The 15,437-nt window shown below is 70.5% G+C and carries 13 protein-coding genes and 3 tRNA genes; 11 read left to right on the plus strand and 5 right to left on the minus strand.

The window, feature by feature from the left end; translation table 11 throughout:
• Nucleotides 1-201 precede the first annotated feature (201 nt).
• The 4 genes from AB1K56_RS09535 to AB1K56_RS09550 all read right to left on the minus strand — a co-directional run bounded on the left by AB1K56_RS09535 (nucleotide 202) and on the right by AB1K56_RS09550 (nucleotide 3,039).
• Entirely contained in the window at nucleotides 202-2,265 is a 2,064-nt protein-coding gene (locus AB1K56_RS09535) for an MDR family MFS transporter (RefSeq protein WP_371205458.1), read from the minus strand.
• A 460-nt stretch (nucleotides 2,266-2,725) separates the two neighbouring features.
• A tRNA-Phe gene (locus AB1K56_RS09540) sits at nucleotides 2,726-2,798 on the minus strand.
• 64 nt (nucleotides 2,799-2,862) lie between these two features.
• Nucleotides 2,863-2,936 (minus strand) — tRNA-Asp (locus AB1K56_RS09545).
• Between the two features lie 30 nt (nucleotides 2,937-2,966).
• Nucleotides 2,967-3,039, minus strand: a tRNA-Glu gene (locus tag AB1K56_RS09550).
• Between the two features lie 213 nt (nucleotides 3,040-3,252).
• On the opposite strand from AB1K56_RS09550, the gene AB1K56_RS09555 reads away from it, so the two are divergent.
• On the plus strand, nucleotides 3,253-4,692 hold the full coding sequence (locus AB1K56_RS09555; protein ID WP_371205459.1) for a M23 family metallopeptidase: 1,440 nt from the start codon (nucleotides 3,253-3,255) through the stop codon (nucleotides 4,690-4,692).
• A gap of 73 nt (nucleotides 4,693-4,765) precedes the next feature.
• Here AB1K56_RS09555 and AB1K56_RS09560 read toward each other — a convergent pair whose 3' ends face one another.
• Nucleotides 4,766-5,299 carry an inorganic diphosphatase gene (locus AB1K56_RS09560; protein ID WP_136586076.1) on the minus strand — a complete coding sequence of 178 codons (534 nt, stop codon included), beginning with the start codon at nucleotides 5,297-5,299 and terminating at the stop codon, nucleotides 4,766-4,768.
• 236 nt (nucleotides 5,300-5,535) lie between these two features.
• Between AB1K56_RS09560 and tilS the strand changes: the two genes are divergently transcribed.
• From tilS to AB1K56_RS09610, 10 genes are all read left to right on the plus strand, one after another.
• Nucleotides 5,536-6,534 (plus strand): tRNA lysidine(34) synthetase TilS, encoded by a 999-nt coding sequence (gene tilS / locus AB1K56_RS09565; protein WP_371205460.1) that lies wholly within the window; start codon nucleotides 5,536-5,538, stop codon nucleotides 6,532-6,534.
• Between the two features lie 246 nt (nucleotides 6,535-6,780).
• On the plus strand, nucleotides 6,781-8,229 hold the full coding sequence (locus AB1K56_RS09570) for an iron-containing alcohol dehydrogenase (RefSeq protein ID WP_371205461.1): 1,449 nt from the start codon (nucleotides 6,781-6,783) through the stop codon (nucleotides 8,227-8,229).
• Nucleotides 8,226-9,725, plus strand: coding sequence for an FGGY-family carbohydrate kinase (locus AB1K56_RS09575; RefSeq protein WP_371205462.1), 1,500 nt, complete (start codon nucleotides 8,226-8,228; stop codon nucleotides 9,723-9,725). The genes AB1K56_RS09570 and AB1K56_RS09575 overlap by 4 nt, the downstream gene beginning before the upstream one ends.
• Entirely contained in the window at nucleotides 9,718-10,557 is an 840-nt protein-coding gene (locus AB1K56_RS09580; RefSeq protein ID WP_371205463.1) for an HAD-IIA family hydrolase, read from the plus strand. The genes AB1K56_RS09575 and AB1K56_RS09580 overlap by 8 nt, the downstream gene beginning before the upstream one ends.
• 53 nt (nucleotides 10,558-10,610) lie before the next feature.
• On the plus strand, nucleotides 10,611-11,588 hold the full coding sequence (locus tag AB1K56_RS09585) for a thiamine pyrophosphate-dependent dehydrogenase E1 component subunit alpha (protein WP_371205464.1): 978 nt from the start codon (nucleotides 10,611-10,613) through the stop codon (nucleotides 11,586-11,588).
• 5 nt (nucleotides 11,589-11,593) lie between these two features.
• Nucleotides 11,594-12,616, plus strand: coding sequence for an alpha-ketoacid dehydrogenase subunit beta (locus AB1K56_RS09590; protein WP_371205465.1), 1,023 nt, complete (start codon nucleotides 11,594-11,596; stop codon nucleotides 12,614-12,616).
• A 22-nt stretch (nucleotides 12,617-12,638) separates the two neighbouring features.
• Nucleotides 12,639-12,881 carry a biotin/lipoyl-containing protein gene (locus AB1K56_RS09595; RefSeq protein WP_371205466.1) on the plus strand — a complete coding sequence of 81 codons (243 nt, stop codon included), beginning with the start codon at nucleotides 12,639-12,641 and terminating at the stop codon, nucleotides 12,879-12,881.
• Nucleotides 12,882-12,930: 49 nt separating this feature from the next.
• Complete coding sequence (locus AB1K56_RS09600; protein WP_371205467.1) at nucleotides 12,931-13,809, plus strand: ketose-bisphosphate aldolase; 879 nt, start codon at nucleotides 12,931-12,933, stop codon at nucleotides 13,807-13,809.
• Nucleotides 13,806-14,477 (plus strand): 2-oxo acid dehydrogenase subunit E2, encoded by a 672-nt coding sequence (locus AB1K56_RS09605; protein WP_371205468.1) that lies wholly within the window; start codon nucleotides 13,806-13,808, stop codon nucleotides 14,475-14,477. Before AB1K56_RS09600 ends, AB1K56_RS09605 begins: the two co-directional genes overlap by 4 nt.
• Nucleotides 14,474-15,388, plus strand: a complete 915-nt coding sequence (locus AB1K56_RS09610; protein WP_371205469.1) for a lipoate--protein ligase family protein — start codon at nucleotides 14,474-14,476, stop codon at nucleotides 15,386-15,388. Before AB1K56_RS09605 ends, AB1K56_RS09610 begins: the two co-directional genes overlap by 4 nt.
• Nucleotides 15,389-15,437: the final 49 nt, after the last annotated feature.

Here is a 15,437-nt window from a genome sequence, read left to right on the forward strand (position 1 = left end):
GGCATCCCCCTCGTCCCACTTATGGCGGTGCGTGTCCCACTTGCGGGGGGTGCGAGGCGCGCTGACGCACCATGAGTGGGACATGGATGCCGCGAGGCCGATCTCGCGCCGCGGCGCGAGCCCACGCGAGGGGCGGTGACCGCTGCCTCAGGTATGACGAAGGGCGGGGCGTCTCGCGACGGCCCCGCCCTTCCTGCGCGCTCAAGGGGTGAGCAGGGCGCCGGTCTGCGCGGCGGCCTCGTCGGCCCGCTTCTCCTCGTCGTCCTTGCCGCGGCGCTCGTCGGCGGCCTCCTGGAGGGCCGACTTGGCGCGCAGCGGCGGGGTGCGGAAGAACAGTGCGAGCACGAACGCGAGCAGCACCACGCCCATCGCCGTCCAGTACACCGTCGTGGCGGAGGAGTTGAAGCCCACCAGGAACGGCTTGGTCAGTCGCGCGTCGGCGCCCACCAGGAACGACGTGTCGTCGAGCGTGGACCCGCCGATCGAGGTGTTCTCGTCTCCCGAGGTGAAACGGTCCTCGAGGGTGGTGGCCACCTGGTCGACGAAGGCCGCGCGGTCCGCGTCGTTCGAGAAGTCCAGGCTCACCGATCCGTCGCTTCCGACGCGGGCGACCGGAACCTGCTGCTGGATCTGCGTCGCGGCGGCCGACGTCGCCTGGGCGATCGCGGCCTGCGTGGCCTGCGCCTGGGCGGCCGCCGGGATCTGCCCCGCGGCGACCTGGGCGGCGACCGCCTGGGTCGCGGCATCCTGTGCCTGCTGCACACCCTGCTGCACCTGCTGGGTCACGGCATCCGTCGTCTGAGTGACGATCGGACCGTAGATGCCCGACATGATCTTCTCGTTGGCCGGGGCCGAGGCCACCGTCGGGTCGAAGGCGGCGTCGAGGGCGTCGGTGAGCGTCTGGCGGTCGGAGAACGAGCCGATGATGTTCGACGGCATGAGCGTGAACAGCAGTGAGAGCAGCACCGCGGTGCCGAGCGTTCCGCCGATCTGACGGAAGAAGGTCGAGCCGCTGGTGGCCACGCCCATGTCGCGCAGGCCGACGGAGTTCTGGCTCGCGATCGTCAGGGTCTGCATGAGCTGACCGAGACCCAGGCCGATGACCAGCATCGCGATCGCGACGTGCCAGTAGGGGCTGTCGTACTTCAGGAACGTCAGCAGGAAGAAGCCGAGCGACATCAGCGCCGTGCCCAGGATCGGGAACATGCGGTAGCGACCGGTGCGCGCGATGATCTGGCCGCTCGCGATCGAGGCGATCATGAGGCCGAGGATCATCGGCAGCATCTCGAAGCCGCTCTCGGTGGGCGTCGAGCCGAGCACGAGCTGCAGGTACAGGGGCAGCGTCAGCATCGCGCCGAACATGCCGAAGCCGACGAGCACGCCGATGATCGTCGCCATCGAGAAGGTGGGGGAGCGGAAGAGCTTCAGCGGGATGAGCGCGTCGTCCTTCATCTTCGTCTCGGCGATGACGAACGCCAGGATGCCGAGAGCCCCGACCACGTAGCAGGCGAGGGCGATCGGCGAGCCCCAGCCCCACTCGCGTCCTTGCTCGGCGACGAGCAGCAGCGGCACGAGGGCGACGATCACGGTCGTGGCGCCCCACCAGTCGATGCGCACCGAGTGGCGCGGCTGCTTGGGGATGTGCAGGAACCGCCACACGATCGCGAGGGCCGCGATGCCGATCGGCACGTTGATGAGGAACACCCAGCGCCAGCCGGTGATGAAGAGGATCTGGTCGGCGCCGGCGAAGAGGCCGCCCACGAGCGGACCGATGACGCTGGAGATGCCGAAGACGGCGAGGAAGTAGCCCTGGTACTTGGCGCGCTCGCGCGGGGCGAGGATGTCGCCCATGATCGCGAGCGGCATCGACATCAGTCCGCCGGCGCCCAGGCCCTGGATCGCGCGGAAGGCGGCGAGCTCGGCCATCGAGGTCGAGAAGCTCGCGAGCACGGAGCCGACGATGAAGATGAGGATCGCCAGGAGGAACAGCGGACGGCGGCCGAAGATGTCGGAGAGCTTGCCGTAGATGGGCGTCGAGATCGTCGACACGATCAGGTAGGCCGTCGTGACCCAGGCCTGCAGGCTGAGGCCCTGGAGGTCGTCGCCGATCGTGCGGATGGAGGTTCCGACGATCGTCTGGTCGAGGGCGGACAGGAACATGCCGGCCATGAGGCCGAAGATCACGAACATGATCATGCGGTGGGTCATGACCGTGTCGGTGGCAGCCGTGTGGGCGCGGCTGCGTCGCGTGGTGATGTCTGACATCTGTCCTCATCGAGAAGGGGTGGCGGGCGGCTCGATCGGGAGGCCGGGCGCCAGGTGTTTGCTAAAAGTCAACAAATAGTAGCGCTGTCCGGCGGGGTCGCGGAACCGTCCGCGGGTACGCCCGGGTTCGGGCGCGGAGAAATACCCCCGTGGGGGGAGTCCGGCCTCGGGCCGGTGGTCGAGGCGCGGGTTGCGCCGGGCCCGCGTGGGAACCGGGCCCGCGTGGGAACAGGTGATCGTCCGAGGACAGGATGGAGCCGGCCGAGGCCGTCCTGTTTTCGAACGAACGCCTGTCCGCATGCGTGCTGGGGGGCGTTTCGTCACGCTGCGCCCGCTCGACGACCGAGGGGTCGGAGCCGGGCGCGTCGGAGACGACGTCGCACCTCGCCGGGGAAAGCAAAACCCCCGCCATGTAGAAGCTAGGCGAGGGTTTCTGGGACCGTTGTAATGACGATCCGTGTGGCTCCGACGGGCGTCGATCCCGTGACCTCACGATTTTCAGTCGTGCGCTCTACCAACTGAGCTACAGAGCCGAGCGGCATGTCTGCCGCTTCCTAGACGAAAGGCCTCCTCGAAAGAAGGCCCGTCGCTGTGGAGCGACCCTGACGGGACTTGAACCCGCGACCTCCGCCGTGACAGGGCGGCACGCTAACCAACTGCGCTACAGGGCCATGCGTTTTAAATTGTACTTCACCGGAAAGTGACCCCAACGGGATTCGAACCCGTGCTACCGCCGTGAAAGGGCGGCGTCCTAGGCCGCTAAACGATGGGGCCGGATGAGGCGGAAACCTTGCGATTTCCAACTCGCTTGCCGACGACCGAGCCTACTTCACATCCCGCGAGATTGCCAATTCGGGGCGTGGCGTACGCCGCTCGCGCGTGTCGCACGCGCAGGATGGGTGCTGACGACGGGAACTCGCCCTGTTGTGCGTGTGACTCGTGTTGCTACTGTGAGTCGAGTTGCGACCGGTGAGAAGAGGTATTCCCGTGACGCTCGAGCGCCCCGACGAATCAGACGATTGCGGCTGCGCGCCCACGGCGCAGGAGCAGCGGCGTCTCTGGCCGACCTTCGATCGCCGCAGCGCCCTCAAGTTCGGTGCCCTCGGCGCCGTCGCCGTCGGAGCGTTCGGCGCGGCGGCATCCGGATTCTCCTCTCCCGCGGTCGCCGCCGACTACCCCTCGTGGGCCGACGTCGAAGCGGCGCGGGCGAACGAGGCGGCGAAGGCCGGGGAGATCGCCCGCATCCAGGGGCTGATCCAGGGGCTGCAGTCCGAGGTCGCGCGCACCCAGGCCGAGGTCGTCGCCCGCTCCGACGAGTACTACACGGCCCAGCAGGCCTACCTCGACGCCGACTACCGCGCGCAGCAGATCCAGGCGCAGGCCGACGCCGAGGCGGCCAAGGCCACCGACGCCGCCGCGAAGGCCGGCAAGGTCGCCGCGCAGCTGTACCGCTCCGGTGGAGACGACACCTCGCTCGACCTGTTCTTCTCGGGCTCCGCGGCCAGCGCCGACGATCTGCTGGCCAAGCTCGGCACGATGGACAAGCTCATCGAGCGCAATCGTTCGGTGTACGCCGCGGCCGTCACTGCCCGCGACTCCGCGACCCAGCTGAGCAACCAGGCGAACGACGCGCGCACCGAGCGCGACCGTCTGCAGAAGATCGCCGAAGAGAAGATGGTCGCCGCGCAGCAGGCCGCGCAGGCCGCCCAGGAGGCGCTGGCCGCTCAGCAGGCGAACCAGGTGGTCCTCGAGGCCCAGCTGGCCGCGCTGCAGGACACCACGGCCAAGACCGTCGCCGACTACCAGGCCGGGGTCGAGGCCGAGCGCAAGGCGCGCGAAGAGCGCGAGCGCAAAGCCCGCGAAGAAGCCGAGGCGCGTGACCGCGCCCGTCGCGAGCAGGAAGAGCGAGACCGCCAGAACAACAACAACAACGGCGGCGGCGGTGGCGGCGGAAGCAGCAGCGGCGGTGGAGGCGGCGGCGGTGGAGGCGGCGGCGATGTCGCGGGCTCCGGCTGGGCGCGGCCCTCGTCGGCCGGTACGACCTCGGGCTACGGTCCGCGCTCGAGCCAGTGCAACGGCAGCTACTGCGCGAGCTCGTGGCACCTCGGTCTCGACTTCGGCGCCGGTTGCTACTCGCCGATCTACGCGGCGTCCGCCGGTCGGGTGACCTACGCCGGCTACAACGGCGGCTACGGCAACTACATCCGCATCCAGCACGACGACGGTTCGGCCACCGGCTACGCGCACATCGTCAACGGCGGCATCTACGTCTCCTACGGGCAGCGCGTCGGGGCGGGCGAGCAGATCGCCGCGACCGGCCAGACCGGCAACTCCTTCGGCTGCCACCTGCACTTCGAGGTCTACCCGCCGTGGGGCGGCACGACCGATCCGGCCCCCTGGCTGCGCGATCGCGGCGTCTGGGTCTGATCCCGACACGAGAAAACCCCCGGTCGATCGACCGGGGGTTTCTTCGTGCCGCGGCAGCGGAGCCGCCGCCGGCTCAGAGCGTGTTGGGAGCCTCGCCCGCACCCTGCGTCTTGGTCTGCGCGTCGTGCTCGTCGAAACGCGTGAACGCCTCGGCCACGAGACGCTCGGCCTCGGCCGCATTCGCCCACTCGTCGACCTTGACCCACTTGTTGGGCTCGAGGTCCTTGTAGTGCTCGAAGAAGTGCGAGATCTCCTTCTTGGTCCACTCGTCGATGTCGTCGACGTCCTGGATGTGATCCCAGCGCGGGTCCTTCGCCAGCACGGCGACGACCTTGTCGTCTCCGCCGGCCTCGTCGCTCATCTTCAGCACGCCGACGGGACGCACCTTGGCCAGGATGCCGGGGTGCAGATCGCGGTCGAGCAGCACGAGCACGTCGAGCGGGTCGCCGTCTTCGCCGAGGGTGTTCTCGAAGAAGCCGTAGTTGGCCGGGTAGCCGAACACCGTGTAGAGGATGCGGTCGAGGTAAACGCGGCCGGTGCCGTGGTCGACCTCGTACTTCACGCGGCTGCCGCGGGGGATCTCGATGACGGCGTCGAATGCGCCCATACTCGTGCTCCTTAGATCTGTGGATTTCCGCGGCCCAGCCTAGTCGGGCCGCGGTTCCGCGCGTGGTCTGCACGCGAGGGGTGGGCGGCGACGGCGGTCGCGGTGCGCCGAGCGGTCGGGCCACGACGCAGGATAACCCGCGGCGGGCGCGGTGCCACCCGGCCGGATGCCGCCCCGGCCGCGACCGCGAAGGGCGAAACTCCTGCGTTGCGTCAGCCGGCCAATACCGTAGGGGGATGGATCGCCGCCCTGGACTCTCCCCCGCCGTCGCCGAGGTGCGCAGGGCCGTGCGCACAGCGCTCGAGGGCCGCACCGGTGGCGTCGTGGTGGCGCTGTCGGGCGGGGCGGACTCGCTCGCGCTCGCGGCGGCGACGTCGTTCGAGGCCGAGCGCCTCGGCATCCGGGTCGAGGCCGTCGTGATCGACCACGGCCTGCAGGAGGGCTCGGACGCCGTCGCGGCGCGCGTGGCGCACGACGCGCGGGAGCGGGGCATCGCCGCGCGCGTGATCGCCGTCGAGGTGGTGCCGAAGGACGGCCCCGAGGCCGACGCCCGCGCCGCGCGCTACGCCGCCCTCGCGGGGGCGGCCGCTGAGGCGGGCGCCGAGGCCGTGCTGCTCGGGCACACCCTCGACGATCAGGCCGAGACGGTGCTGCTGGGCCTCGCCCGCGGCTCCGGCGCGGCGAGTCTGTCGGGCATGGCGGCGGAACGACGGGATGCCGCGGGCCCCACCTGGCTGCGCCCGTTGCTCGGCGTGCGCCGGCGGACGACCGTCGCCGCGTGCGCCGCGGAGGGCCTGGAGCCCTGGGCGGATCCGCAGAACGCCGACCCCGCGTTCCGGCGGGTGCGCGTGCGGGATCGGGTGCTGCCCGTGCTCGAGGACGAGCTCGGACCGGGGGTCGCCGAGGCGCTCGCGCGCACGGCCGAGCAGCTGCGGGAGGATGCCGCGGCCTTCCAGGACATGATCGACGAGACCATCGAAGACATCGTCGAGCACGCCGAGGCGGGCATCTCGATCTCGGTCGCCGCCCTCACGGCCAATCCCGCGGCGCTGCGCAACCGGATCGTCCGGTACGTGGTCGAGAGCGAGTTCGGCGTCTCGCTGACCCGCGCGCAGACGCTCGAGGTCGCCCGTCTCGCCGTCGACTGGCGGGGGCAGGGTCCGATCGATCTGCCGTCGTGCGTGGCGCGGCGCGTGGGCAACCGGATCGAGATCGTCGCACGCGCACGCGACTGACCCCGGGATTCGCGCGGGGCGCCGGGGGTGCCGACACGCGGGGAGGGCGCCCCGCCCTCACCGACGGTCGCCGTGCCTGTGCTGCGTCCGGGCTCGTGATCGCCTGAGCGGGCCCGGAGGGCTGTCCGCGACGGCGCGCGCGTGTCCTTGACGCTCGTCTGCGCCGCTCCTAGACTCCATGAATCGCAATATTCAAATAACGAATGAATATGCAGACCAGCCGATTCAGAGTCGAAGGCAGGACACATGGGCGCGTTCTCCGCCATCTCAGACCCCACCGATCTCGACGCCGTCCGTGCGGCGATCTCCGATGCCGAACGACCCGAGGCTCTCGTGGCCCTGGGGCTGCACACCCTCGTCATCGAGGCGGGTGCGGCGGCTCGCGCTCCCGAGCACGTCAAGGAGCTTGTGGGGGCGGAACCCGGCCGTGCGAGGGTCGCCCTGATCGTCGACCGCACCGAGATCCGCTCCGGTGACATCGACCTGAAGGTCGACGTGCACGCGCGTCTCGCTCACGACTTCGACGTCGTGGAGACGGTCCTCGGCGAGCCCGGGCACCTGCACGTCGACGATGAGGCCCTGGACGCCGCGACCGCGGCGGTGAGGGGCGTCGACGCGGTGGTGTCGGTGGGCTCGGGCACGATCTCCGACATCGCGAAGGTCGCCTCGGCCCGCGCGGGCGACGTGCCCCTCGTGATCGTGCAGACGGCGGCATCCGTCGACGGTTTCACCGACAACGTCTCCGTCGTCCTCCGCGCGGGCGCGAAGAGGACGATCGACTCCCGCTGGCCCGATGTGGTCCTGGCCGACACGACGGTGATCGCGACCGCCCCCACCGTGCTGAACGCCTCGGGATTCGGCGAACTGCAGTCGCTGTTCACCGCCCCCGCCGACTGGTGGCTGGCGTCGCGCGTCGGCACCGACGCCACCTTCCACACCACGCCGCGCGACCTGCTGCTCGAATTCGCCGGCGACCCCTCCGAGTGGGGCGTCGGCCTCGGGCGGGGCGAGGCCCGCCCCGTCGAGCAGCTCACGCGCGTGCTCGCGATCCGCGGCATCGGCACCGGGATCTCCGGCTCCACGGCCTGCCTCTCGGGCGTTGAGCACCTGGTCAGCCACATGCTCGACATGTACGCCGTCGCCCGGGGACACGAGGTCGGGCTGCACGGCGCGCAGGTGGGGGTGGCATCCGTCATCGCCGCCTCCGCGTGGGACCACCTCTTCGCGCAGGCTCGCAGCGGGCGGGCGATCGAGCCGTCGCACGGCGACGACGAGGCGCGCGTGCGTGATGCCTTCGCCGCGTGCGACCCCTCGGGGGCCCTGGGCGACGAATGCGGGCGCGACTACTCCGCCAAGCGCCGCGCGTGGGAGGCGAGCGGCGATCCCCTCGAGCTGCTGGCCGATCCCGACACCCTCGAAGCGGGCCTGGGCGCGATGCGCCCCGATGGCGGACGCATCGCCCGTGCGCTCGCCGTCGCCGGCGCCCCCCTCACCCGCGATGACCTCGGCTCCTGGATCACGGCCGATATCTGGCGCTGGGCCGTGGCCAACTGCCTGTTCATGCGCAACCGCGTCACCGTGATCGACCTTCTCCACGCCGCCGGATGGTGGACGGATGCCGACGTGGACGCGGTCCTGGACCGTGCCGACGCCGCGGTGAGCGCCGCGCGCGCGGCGGCGGGAGTCACGGCGTGAGCGCGCTGGTCCTCGGTATCGACTGCTCCACGACCGGTGCGAAGTGCATCGCGTGGGACCTCCAGGGCCGTGCCGTCGCACAGGGGCGGAGCGATGTCGCGCTGTCGATCCCGCAGCCCGGGTGGGGTGAACAAGACCCCGAGCACTGGTGGGCCGCGGTCGTACACGCGGTGCGGGACTGCCTGCGCACCGTCGACCCGTCGAGCGTCGCCGCGCTGTCGATCACTCACCAGCGCGAGAGCTTCGCTCTGCTCGACGCACACGACGTGCCCGTGCGCCCGGCGATGCTCTGGCTGGACTCGCGCGCGGGCGACCAGGTCGACCGCGTGGGGACCGCGCGCATCCACGAGCTCACCGGCAAGCCGCCGAACCCCACCCCCGCGCTGTACAAACTGCACTGGCTCGCCGAGCACGAGCCGGAGTCGCTCGCTCTCACCGCGCACATCGTCGACGTGCATGCCTACCTCGTGCATCGGATGACAGGGGAGTGGGCCACCTCGATCGCGAGCGCCGACCCCCTCGGCGTTCTGGATCTGGCGGCATCCGATTACTCCGACGAGATCCTCGCGGGCATCGGGCTCGACAGGTCGGTGCTGCCGCGACTCGTCGAGCCGGGCACGCCCATCGCATCGCTGAGCGCTGCGGCGGCGGAGGAGCTGACGCTCCCCGCCGCGGTGCTCGTGGTCGCCGGTGCCGGCGACGGGCAGTCGGCCGGGCTCGGTGCGGGGGTGTGCGACGAAGGCGACGCCTACCTCAACCTCGGGACCGGCCTGGTGTCGGGGTGCTTCGGGTCGCGCTTCCGCCCGCACCCCACCTATCGGGCGATGTCGGGCGCGATCCCGGGGACCGTCAGCAACGAGCTGTTCGTGGGGGCGGGCACCTTCATGGTGACCTGGTTCCTGCACGAGATCGCCGCGGGCGAGCCGGCCGGGGTGGTGCGCGAGGACTGGTGGGAGGAGCAGGCGTCCACCGTGCCGGAAGGGGCTGAGGGGCTGTTCGTCGTGCCGTACTGGAACGGCCAGCTCACTCCGTTCTGGGACCACCGCGCGCGCGGGGCCATGGTCGGTTTCGGAGGTGTGCACACCCGCGCCCACATCTACCGGGCGGTGCTGGAGGGCATCGCATTCGAGCTGCGCTGGTGCCTGGAGCAGGCCGAGGCGAACTTCCCCGCTCCGGTCTCCGACTTCGTCGCGATGGGCGGCGGGGCGCGCAGCGACCTGTGGTGCCACATCTTCGCCGATGTGCTGCAGCGCCCTGTCGTGCTCGCGGGTCACGACGAGGCGACCGCGCTGGGGGTCGGCATCCTGGCCGCCGTCGGAGCGGGGCTGTACCCGGGCATCCCTGACGCCGTCGCCGCCATGACCCGGCGCGGGCGCCGGTACGAGCCCGACCCGGCGCGGTCCGCGCGCTACGCCGAGCTTTTCGGCGCCTATCGCGAGATCTACCCCGCGCTTCGCCCCGTCTACCCGACCATCGCGGAGGTGGCCCATGTCTGACGCGTCCCCCGACACCTGGTTCGACGCCTATCTGTTCGACCTCGACGGCACGGTGTACCTCGGCGACGAGCTGCTGCCCGGCGCGCGCGAGATGCTCGCGGACCTGCGTGCGCGCGGTGCCCGCACCGTGTTCTTGTCGAACAATCCCACGCGCGACCCGGACATGTACGTCGCCAAGCTCGAGCGCCTCGGCATCCCCGTAGACCGCAGCGAGATCGTGAACACCGTCGTGAGCACGGTGGCCTGGCTGCGGGCGGAGCATCCCGGGGCGACGGTCTTCCCGATCGCGGAGCCGCCCCTCGTGCGGGCTCTCGAGGAGGCAGGGGTGCGGATCAGCGACGTTCCGGCCGAAATCGACATCGTGATCGCGAGCTACGACCGCGGTTTCGACTACCGCAAGCTTCAGATCGCCTTCGATGCGCTGTGGCAGCACGGTCGGGCCATCCTGGTGACGACGAATCCGGACCGGTACTGCCCGTTCCCGGGGGGCCGGGGAGAACCGGATGCCGCGGGCATCGTCGCGGCGCTCGAGGCGACGACGGGCGTGCGCTGCGCGGCCAACATGGGCAAACCCGACCGCATCATGATCGACGCCGTCCGGTCTCTGCTCGGCCCCGACGTGCGCAGTGCCGTGATGGTGGGTGATCGCCTCGAGACGGATGTGCGCATGGCCGTCAACGCCGGCATCTCGTCGGCCCTCGTGCTCACGGGCGATGCGTCCCTGGCCGACGTCATGCGGTGCGAGCCGCACCTGCGTCCCGACTACGTGCTCGCCGGCATCGGCGATCTTCGCCCGCGGCGCACGCTTGCGCCGCCCGCGGCGGCTGTTTAGAATAGTCACGCACAAGCCGAATACATATTCCACACGAGACAGAGAGGTCATCGATGGACGAGGAATTCCTCCTGGAGATGCAGCGTCGGATGCTGCGCATCCGCGCCTTCGACGAGCGGGCATCGAAGATGGTCAAGCGCGGTCACATCCCCGGAACCGTGCACACCTCGATCGGCCAGGAAGCGCAGGTCGTGGGGGCCACCATGGCGCTCCGCGACGGCGACTTCATGACCGGCAACCACCGCAGCCACGGCCACCCCATCGGCAAGGGCTCGCCCCTCGGTCCGCTGATGGCCGAGCTGCAGGGCAAGGCCGACGGCGTCTGTAAGGGCAAGGGCGGGTCGCTCCACCTCGCCGACTTCGCCGTCGGCAGTCTCGGCGAATCCGGCATCGTCGGCTCCTCCATCCCGATCGCCATGGGCGCGGCGCTGTCGTCGCAGGTCCTCGGTCGCGACAGCGTCGCCCTCGCCTTCTTCGGCGACGGCGCCGCGAACCAGGGCGTGCTCTACGAGTCGATGAACATGTCCGGCGTCTGGAACCTGCCGGTCGTCTTCCTCTGCGAGAACAACCAGTACGCGCTCTCGACGCCCGCCCACACCGTCACGAGCGGTGTCATCGCCGAACGCGCCGCCGGATTCGGCATCCCGGGCGTCCGTGTCGAAGAGGGACAAGACGTCCTCGCCGTCTACGACGCCGTGAGCACCGCCGTCTCCCGCGCCCGTGCCGGCGACGGGCCGACCCTCGTCGAGGTCGTCACGTACCGCTACAACGAGCACTCCGAGGGCCTGCGCCTGGGCACCGACTACCGCCCCACCGACGAGCGCGAAGCGTGGTTGAAGAAGGACCCGATCCAGCTCTTCCGCGAGCGCCTCATTGCCGAGCGCGGTCTCACCGCCGAGCGCATGGACGCTCTCGAGCAGGAGATCGTCGACGAGGTCGACGCCGCCGTCGCCTTCGCCGAGAACAGCCCCTTCCCCGACCCCTCGGTCGCCTTCGACGACCTCTACACCGACTCGGAGTACGCAGCATGAGCGTCATGAGCTTCCTCGGCGCGATCGGCGCCGCCCAGCGCGAGGCGATGGACGCCGACGAGCGCGTCATCATCATCGGCGAAGACGTCGAGGCCAACGTGTACGGCACCACCGGCGGTGGGAAGACCCGCGCGCAGACCGGTGACTTCGTGCAGATGTACGGACGCAATCGCATCCGCAACACCCCCATCTCCGAGGAGGGGATCGTGGGTGCCGCCGCGGGGGCGGCGATGACGGGACTCCGCCCGCTCGTGGATCTGTCGTACTCGAGCTTCCTCTACATGGCGATGGACCAGCTGGTGAACCAGGTGGCGAAGAACCGCTACATGTTCGGCGGGCAGGCCTCGATGCCGGTGGTGTTCCGCTCGGCCATGTTCTACGGCCTCAACACCGGTGCGCACCACTCCGACCGTCCGTACCCGATGTTCATGAACGTCCCCGGGCTGAAGATCATGGTCCCCTCGAGCCCCGCGGATGCCAAGGGACTCCTGCGCACCGCGATCGACATGGACGACCCGGTGCTCACCTTCGAGGCCTGCCTGCTGTGGGGCTCCAAGGGCGAAGTGCCCGATGAGCCCTTCTGGGTGCCGTTCGGCGTCGCCCGCACCGTCCGCGAGGGCACCGACGTCACGATCGTCGCCGTGTCGAGCTCGGTGCCCGAAGCCGTCGCGGCGGCCGAGGAGCTCGCTGCCGAGGGCGTGTCGGTCGAGATCATCGACCCGCGCACCCTGGTGCCGCTCGACCGCGACGCGATCTTCCGCTCGGTCGCCAAGACGGGCCGGCTCGTGATCGCCGAACCCGCGCACCGCACGTGCGGCGCGGCGGCCGAGATCAGCGCGCTGGTGAGCGAGGAGGTCTTCGACGCCCTCAAGGCCCCGATCGTGCGCCTCACTGCGCCCGACATGCAGATCCCCTTCAGTCCCGCGCTGGAGAAGCAGATGTACCCCCACAAGGACGGCATCGTCGCCGCGGTGCGACGAGTGACCGGACTGACCGCCCCGACGCTGGCGTCGGTCGGCGCCGAGTGATCGACCAGAGAAGGAGAACGACATGGCACGCGTAGAGGTTCTGCTCCCGCAGTGGGGCATGGGCATGAGCGAGGGCTCGATCGTCCAGTGGCACAAGAAGGTCGGCGACCAGGTCGCCGAGGACGAGCCCCTGGCCGATGTCGAGGCCGAGAAGGTCGAGGAGACCCTCGAATCCCCCGCGACGGGAACCCTCGTCGAACTGCTCGTCGAGGAGGGTGACGCCGTCGAGGTGCGCACCGTCGTCGCTGTCATCGAGACGGACTAGCCGCCGCATCCCGTTCGGGCAAAGGAGCCCGGAAGAAAGAGAGTACGAAATGACCGGAGTCGACCCCCTGGGTCTCGTCACTGCCGCGCGGGCGGGCGGCTACGCCGTCGGCGCGTTCAACATGCACAACCCCGAGACCACGCAGGCGCTCATCCGTGCGGCGCAGCGCGCCGACGCGCCCGTCTTCCTGCAGGTCGGTCGCGCCATCGTCCCGCACATGGGACTGCGCGCCGCCTACGAGATGACGCGTCGCGAGCTCGACGAGTCGGGGCTCGTCGCGCCGATCCACCTCGATCACGGCACCTACGACGAGGTGTTCGAGGCCATCAAGCTGGGCTTCGACTCGATCATGTTCGACGGCGCGCACCTCGATTTCGCGGAGAACATCCGCGTCACCGCCGAGGTGGTCAGGGTCGCGCACGCCTTCGGCATCCCCGTCGAGGCGGAGCTGGGCCGGATTCCGGATGCCTCCGACGACATCCCGTGGGACGAGTACTACACCAAGGTCGACGAGGCTGAGCGCTTCGTCGCCGAGACGGGGGTGGACCTGCTGGCGATCTCGGCCGGTGTGATGCACGGTGTGACCGGCATCGAGCCCCAGCCGCTCGACATCGAGCGCATCCGGCAGATCCGGGATGCCGTGGGTATTCCGCTCGTGCTGCACGGAGCGTCGGGTGTGCCGACCGATCAGCTGCACGTGGCGATCGAGGCGGGTGTGCACAAGCTCAACGCCGACACCGACCTGCGTCACGCGTTCCGCCGGGGCATCGAGGACGTCTGGTCGCGCGGCGACCGGCAGTTCGAGGAGGCCATGGCCGAGGGGCGTGAGCGCATGATCGAGGCGACCGTGCAGAAGATGCGCGAGTACGGCTGTGCGGGGCGCGCCGAACGCGCGGCCCCGGCGCCCGGTGAGGCGGTGCTCGTATGAGCACCCCCACCGTCGAGGACGGCGTCGTCGAGCAGATCACCGGGCTGCGGCGTACTGCGGCGCGTCGGATGGTGCAGGCGTGGGCCGCACCCGTGTTCCACGTCACCGTCGAGGTCGATATGACCGCGGCGTTGCAGACGAAACGGATCGAGCCGACAGCGACGGTGACGGATGCGATCCTGCGGGCGAGCGCCCGCGCGCTGGTCGAGGTGCCCCAGGTCAACGTGCACGTCGGCGACGACAGCGTCACGCGGTTCGAGAGGGCGAACGTCGGCGTCGCGGTGGACAGCCCGAAGGGGCTGGTCGTGCCCGTAGTGCACGACATCGGCGCAGCCGATCTCGCTGAGATCTCTCGTATCCGCGCGGACGTCGTCGCCCGCGCGAGAGAGGGAGCGCTGACCCGCGACGACATCACCGGCGGCACCTTCACGGTCTCCAATCTCGGCATGATGGGGATCACGCGCTTCGACGCCATCCTCAACGTCCCCCAGGCTGCCATCCTCGCCGTCGGCGCGACCGTCCAGCGGTTCGTGCACCGGGAGGATGCCGGGCTGTGGGCGCCGATCGCGGAGTTCACTCTCACGGCGGATCACCGCGCCCTCGACGGCGCCACCGCCGCGCGGTTCCTCGCCGTGGTGCGACGCGAGCTCGAGAGCCCCTCCCCGTGAGCGACGACGCCCGCGCGGCCCGCTCGGACGGGGGCCGCGCGGGCGTCGTGCTGCCCGCGGGCATCCCGATCCCGTCGGCATCCGAATCCCCCGTGGCGCGCGTCCGCACCGACGGCGGTCCCACACTCGTCGACACCGAGCGGGTGCCGGGTGCGCCGCGCAGGGCCACCGACGAGGTGCTGTCCAGTCTGATCCTGCTGCAGGCGGTGGCGGCGGGCAGCGCCCCCGAGTGCGTTCGCGTGTTCTCGCCCGCGCCCACGGTGGCCTTCAGTCGGCGCGAGAGCCTACATCCGCACTTCGCCCGCGCCGCCGACGCGGCCCGGGCGGCCGGGTATCTGCCGATCGTGCGTCCGGCCGGCGGCCGTGCGGTCGTGCTCGACGAGGACTGGCTCGTCGTCGACCTCCTGTCGGTGGAGTCCGAGCGCCGCGACGACGGCGAAGTCTTCCGCGCGCGCGGTCGGGAGTTCGCGGATCTCGCCCGCTCCTGGGGTGTCGACGCCCGAGTGGGTGCAGTGGCGGGCGAGTACTGCCCGGGGGAGTGGTCGGTCAATGCGCGGGGCGCGGTGAAGCTCGTGGGCACGGCCCAGCGCGTCGTGCGCGGGGGGCGTCTGTTCACCGCCAGCATTCCCCTGCGCCTCGGCGAGCGCGCATACCGGCTGCTCGTCGAGGTCAACGCCATCCTGGGTCTCGTCTGGGATCCGTCGACCGTCGGCAGCCTGGCCGAAGAGACCGTCGTCGACGACGAGGCCGTCCGCGCGGCGGTGGCGGCGCACTTCGCGGGGGTGGACGCTCCGCGTCGGGGGCTGCGCGAGATCGTCGGCGGGCTCGACGCGGCGGTCGCGCGGCTGGCGGGAGACCGCGTTGTGAGCGGGCCTGAATCCACCGTTGACACGGGGGCGGAGCGGGCTTAGCGTATAGCCAATCGCACGATGAATAGTTACCACCACCGGCTCAAACCGA

Origin of the sequence: Microbacterium sp. BWR-S6Y, assembly GCF_041379845.1 — a bacterium.
Lineage (GTDB): Bacteria > Actinomycetota > Actinomycetes > Actinomycetales > Microbacteriaceae > Microbacterium > Microbacterium hydrothermale.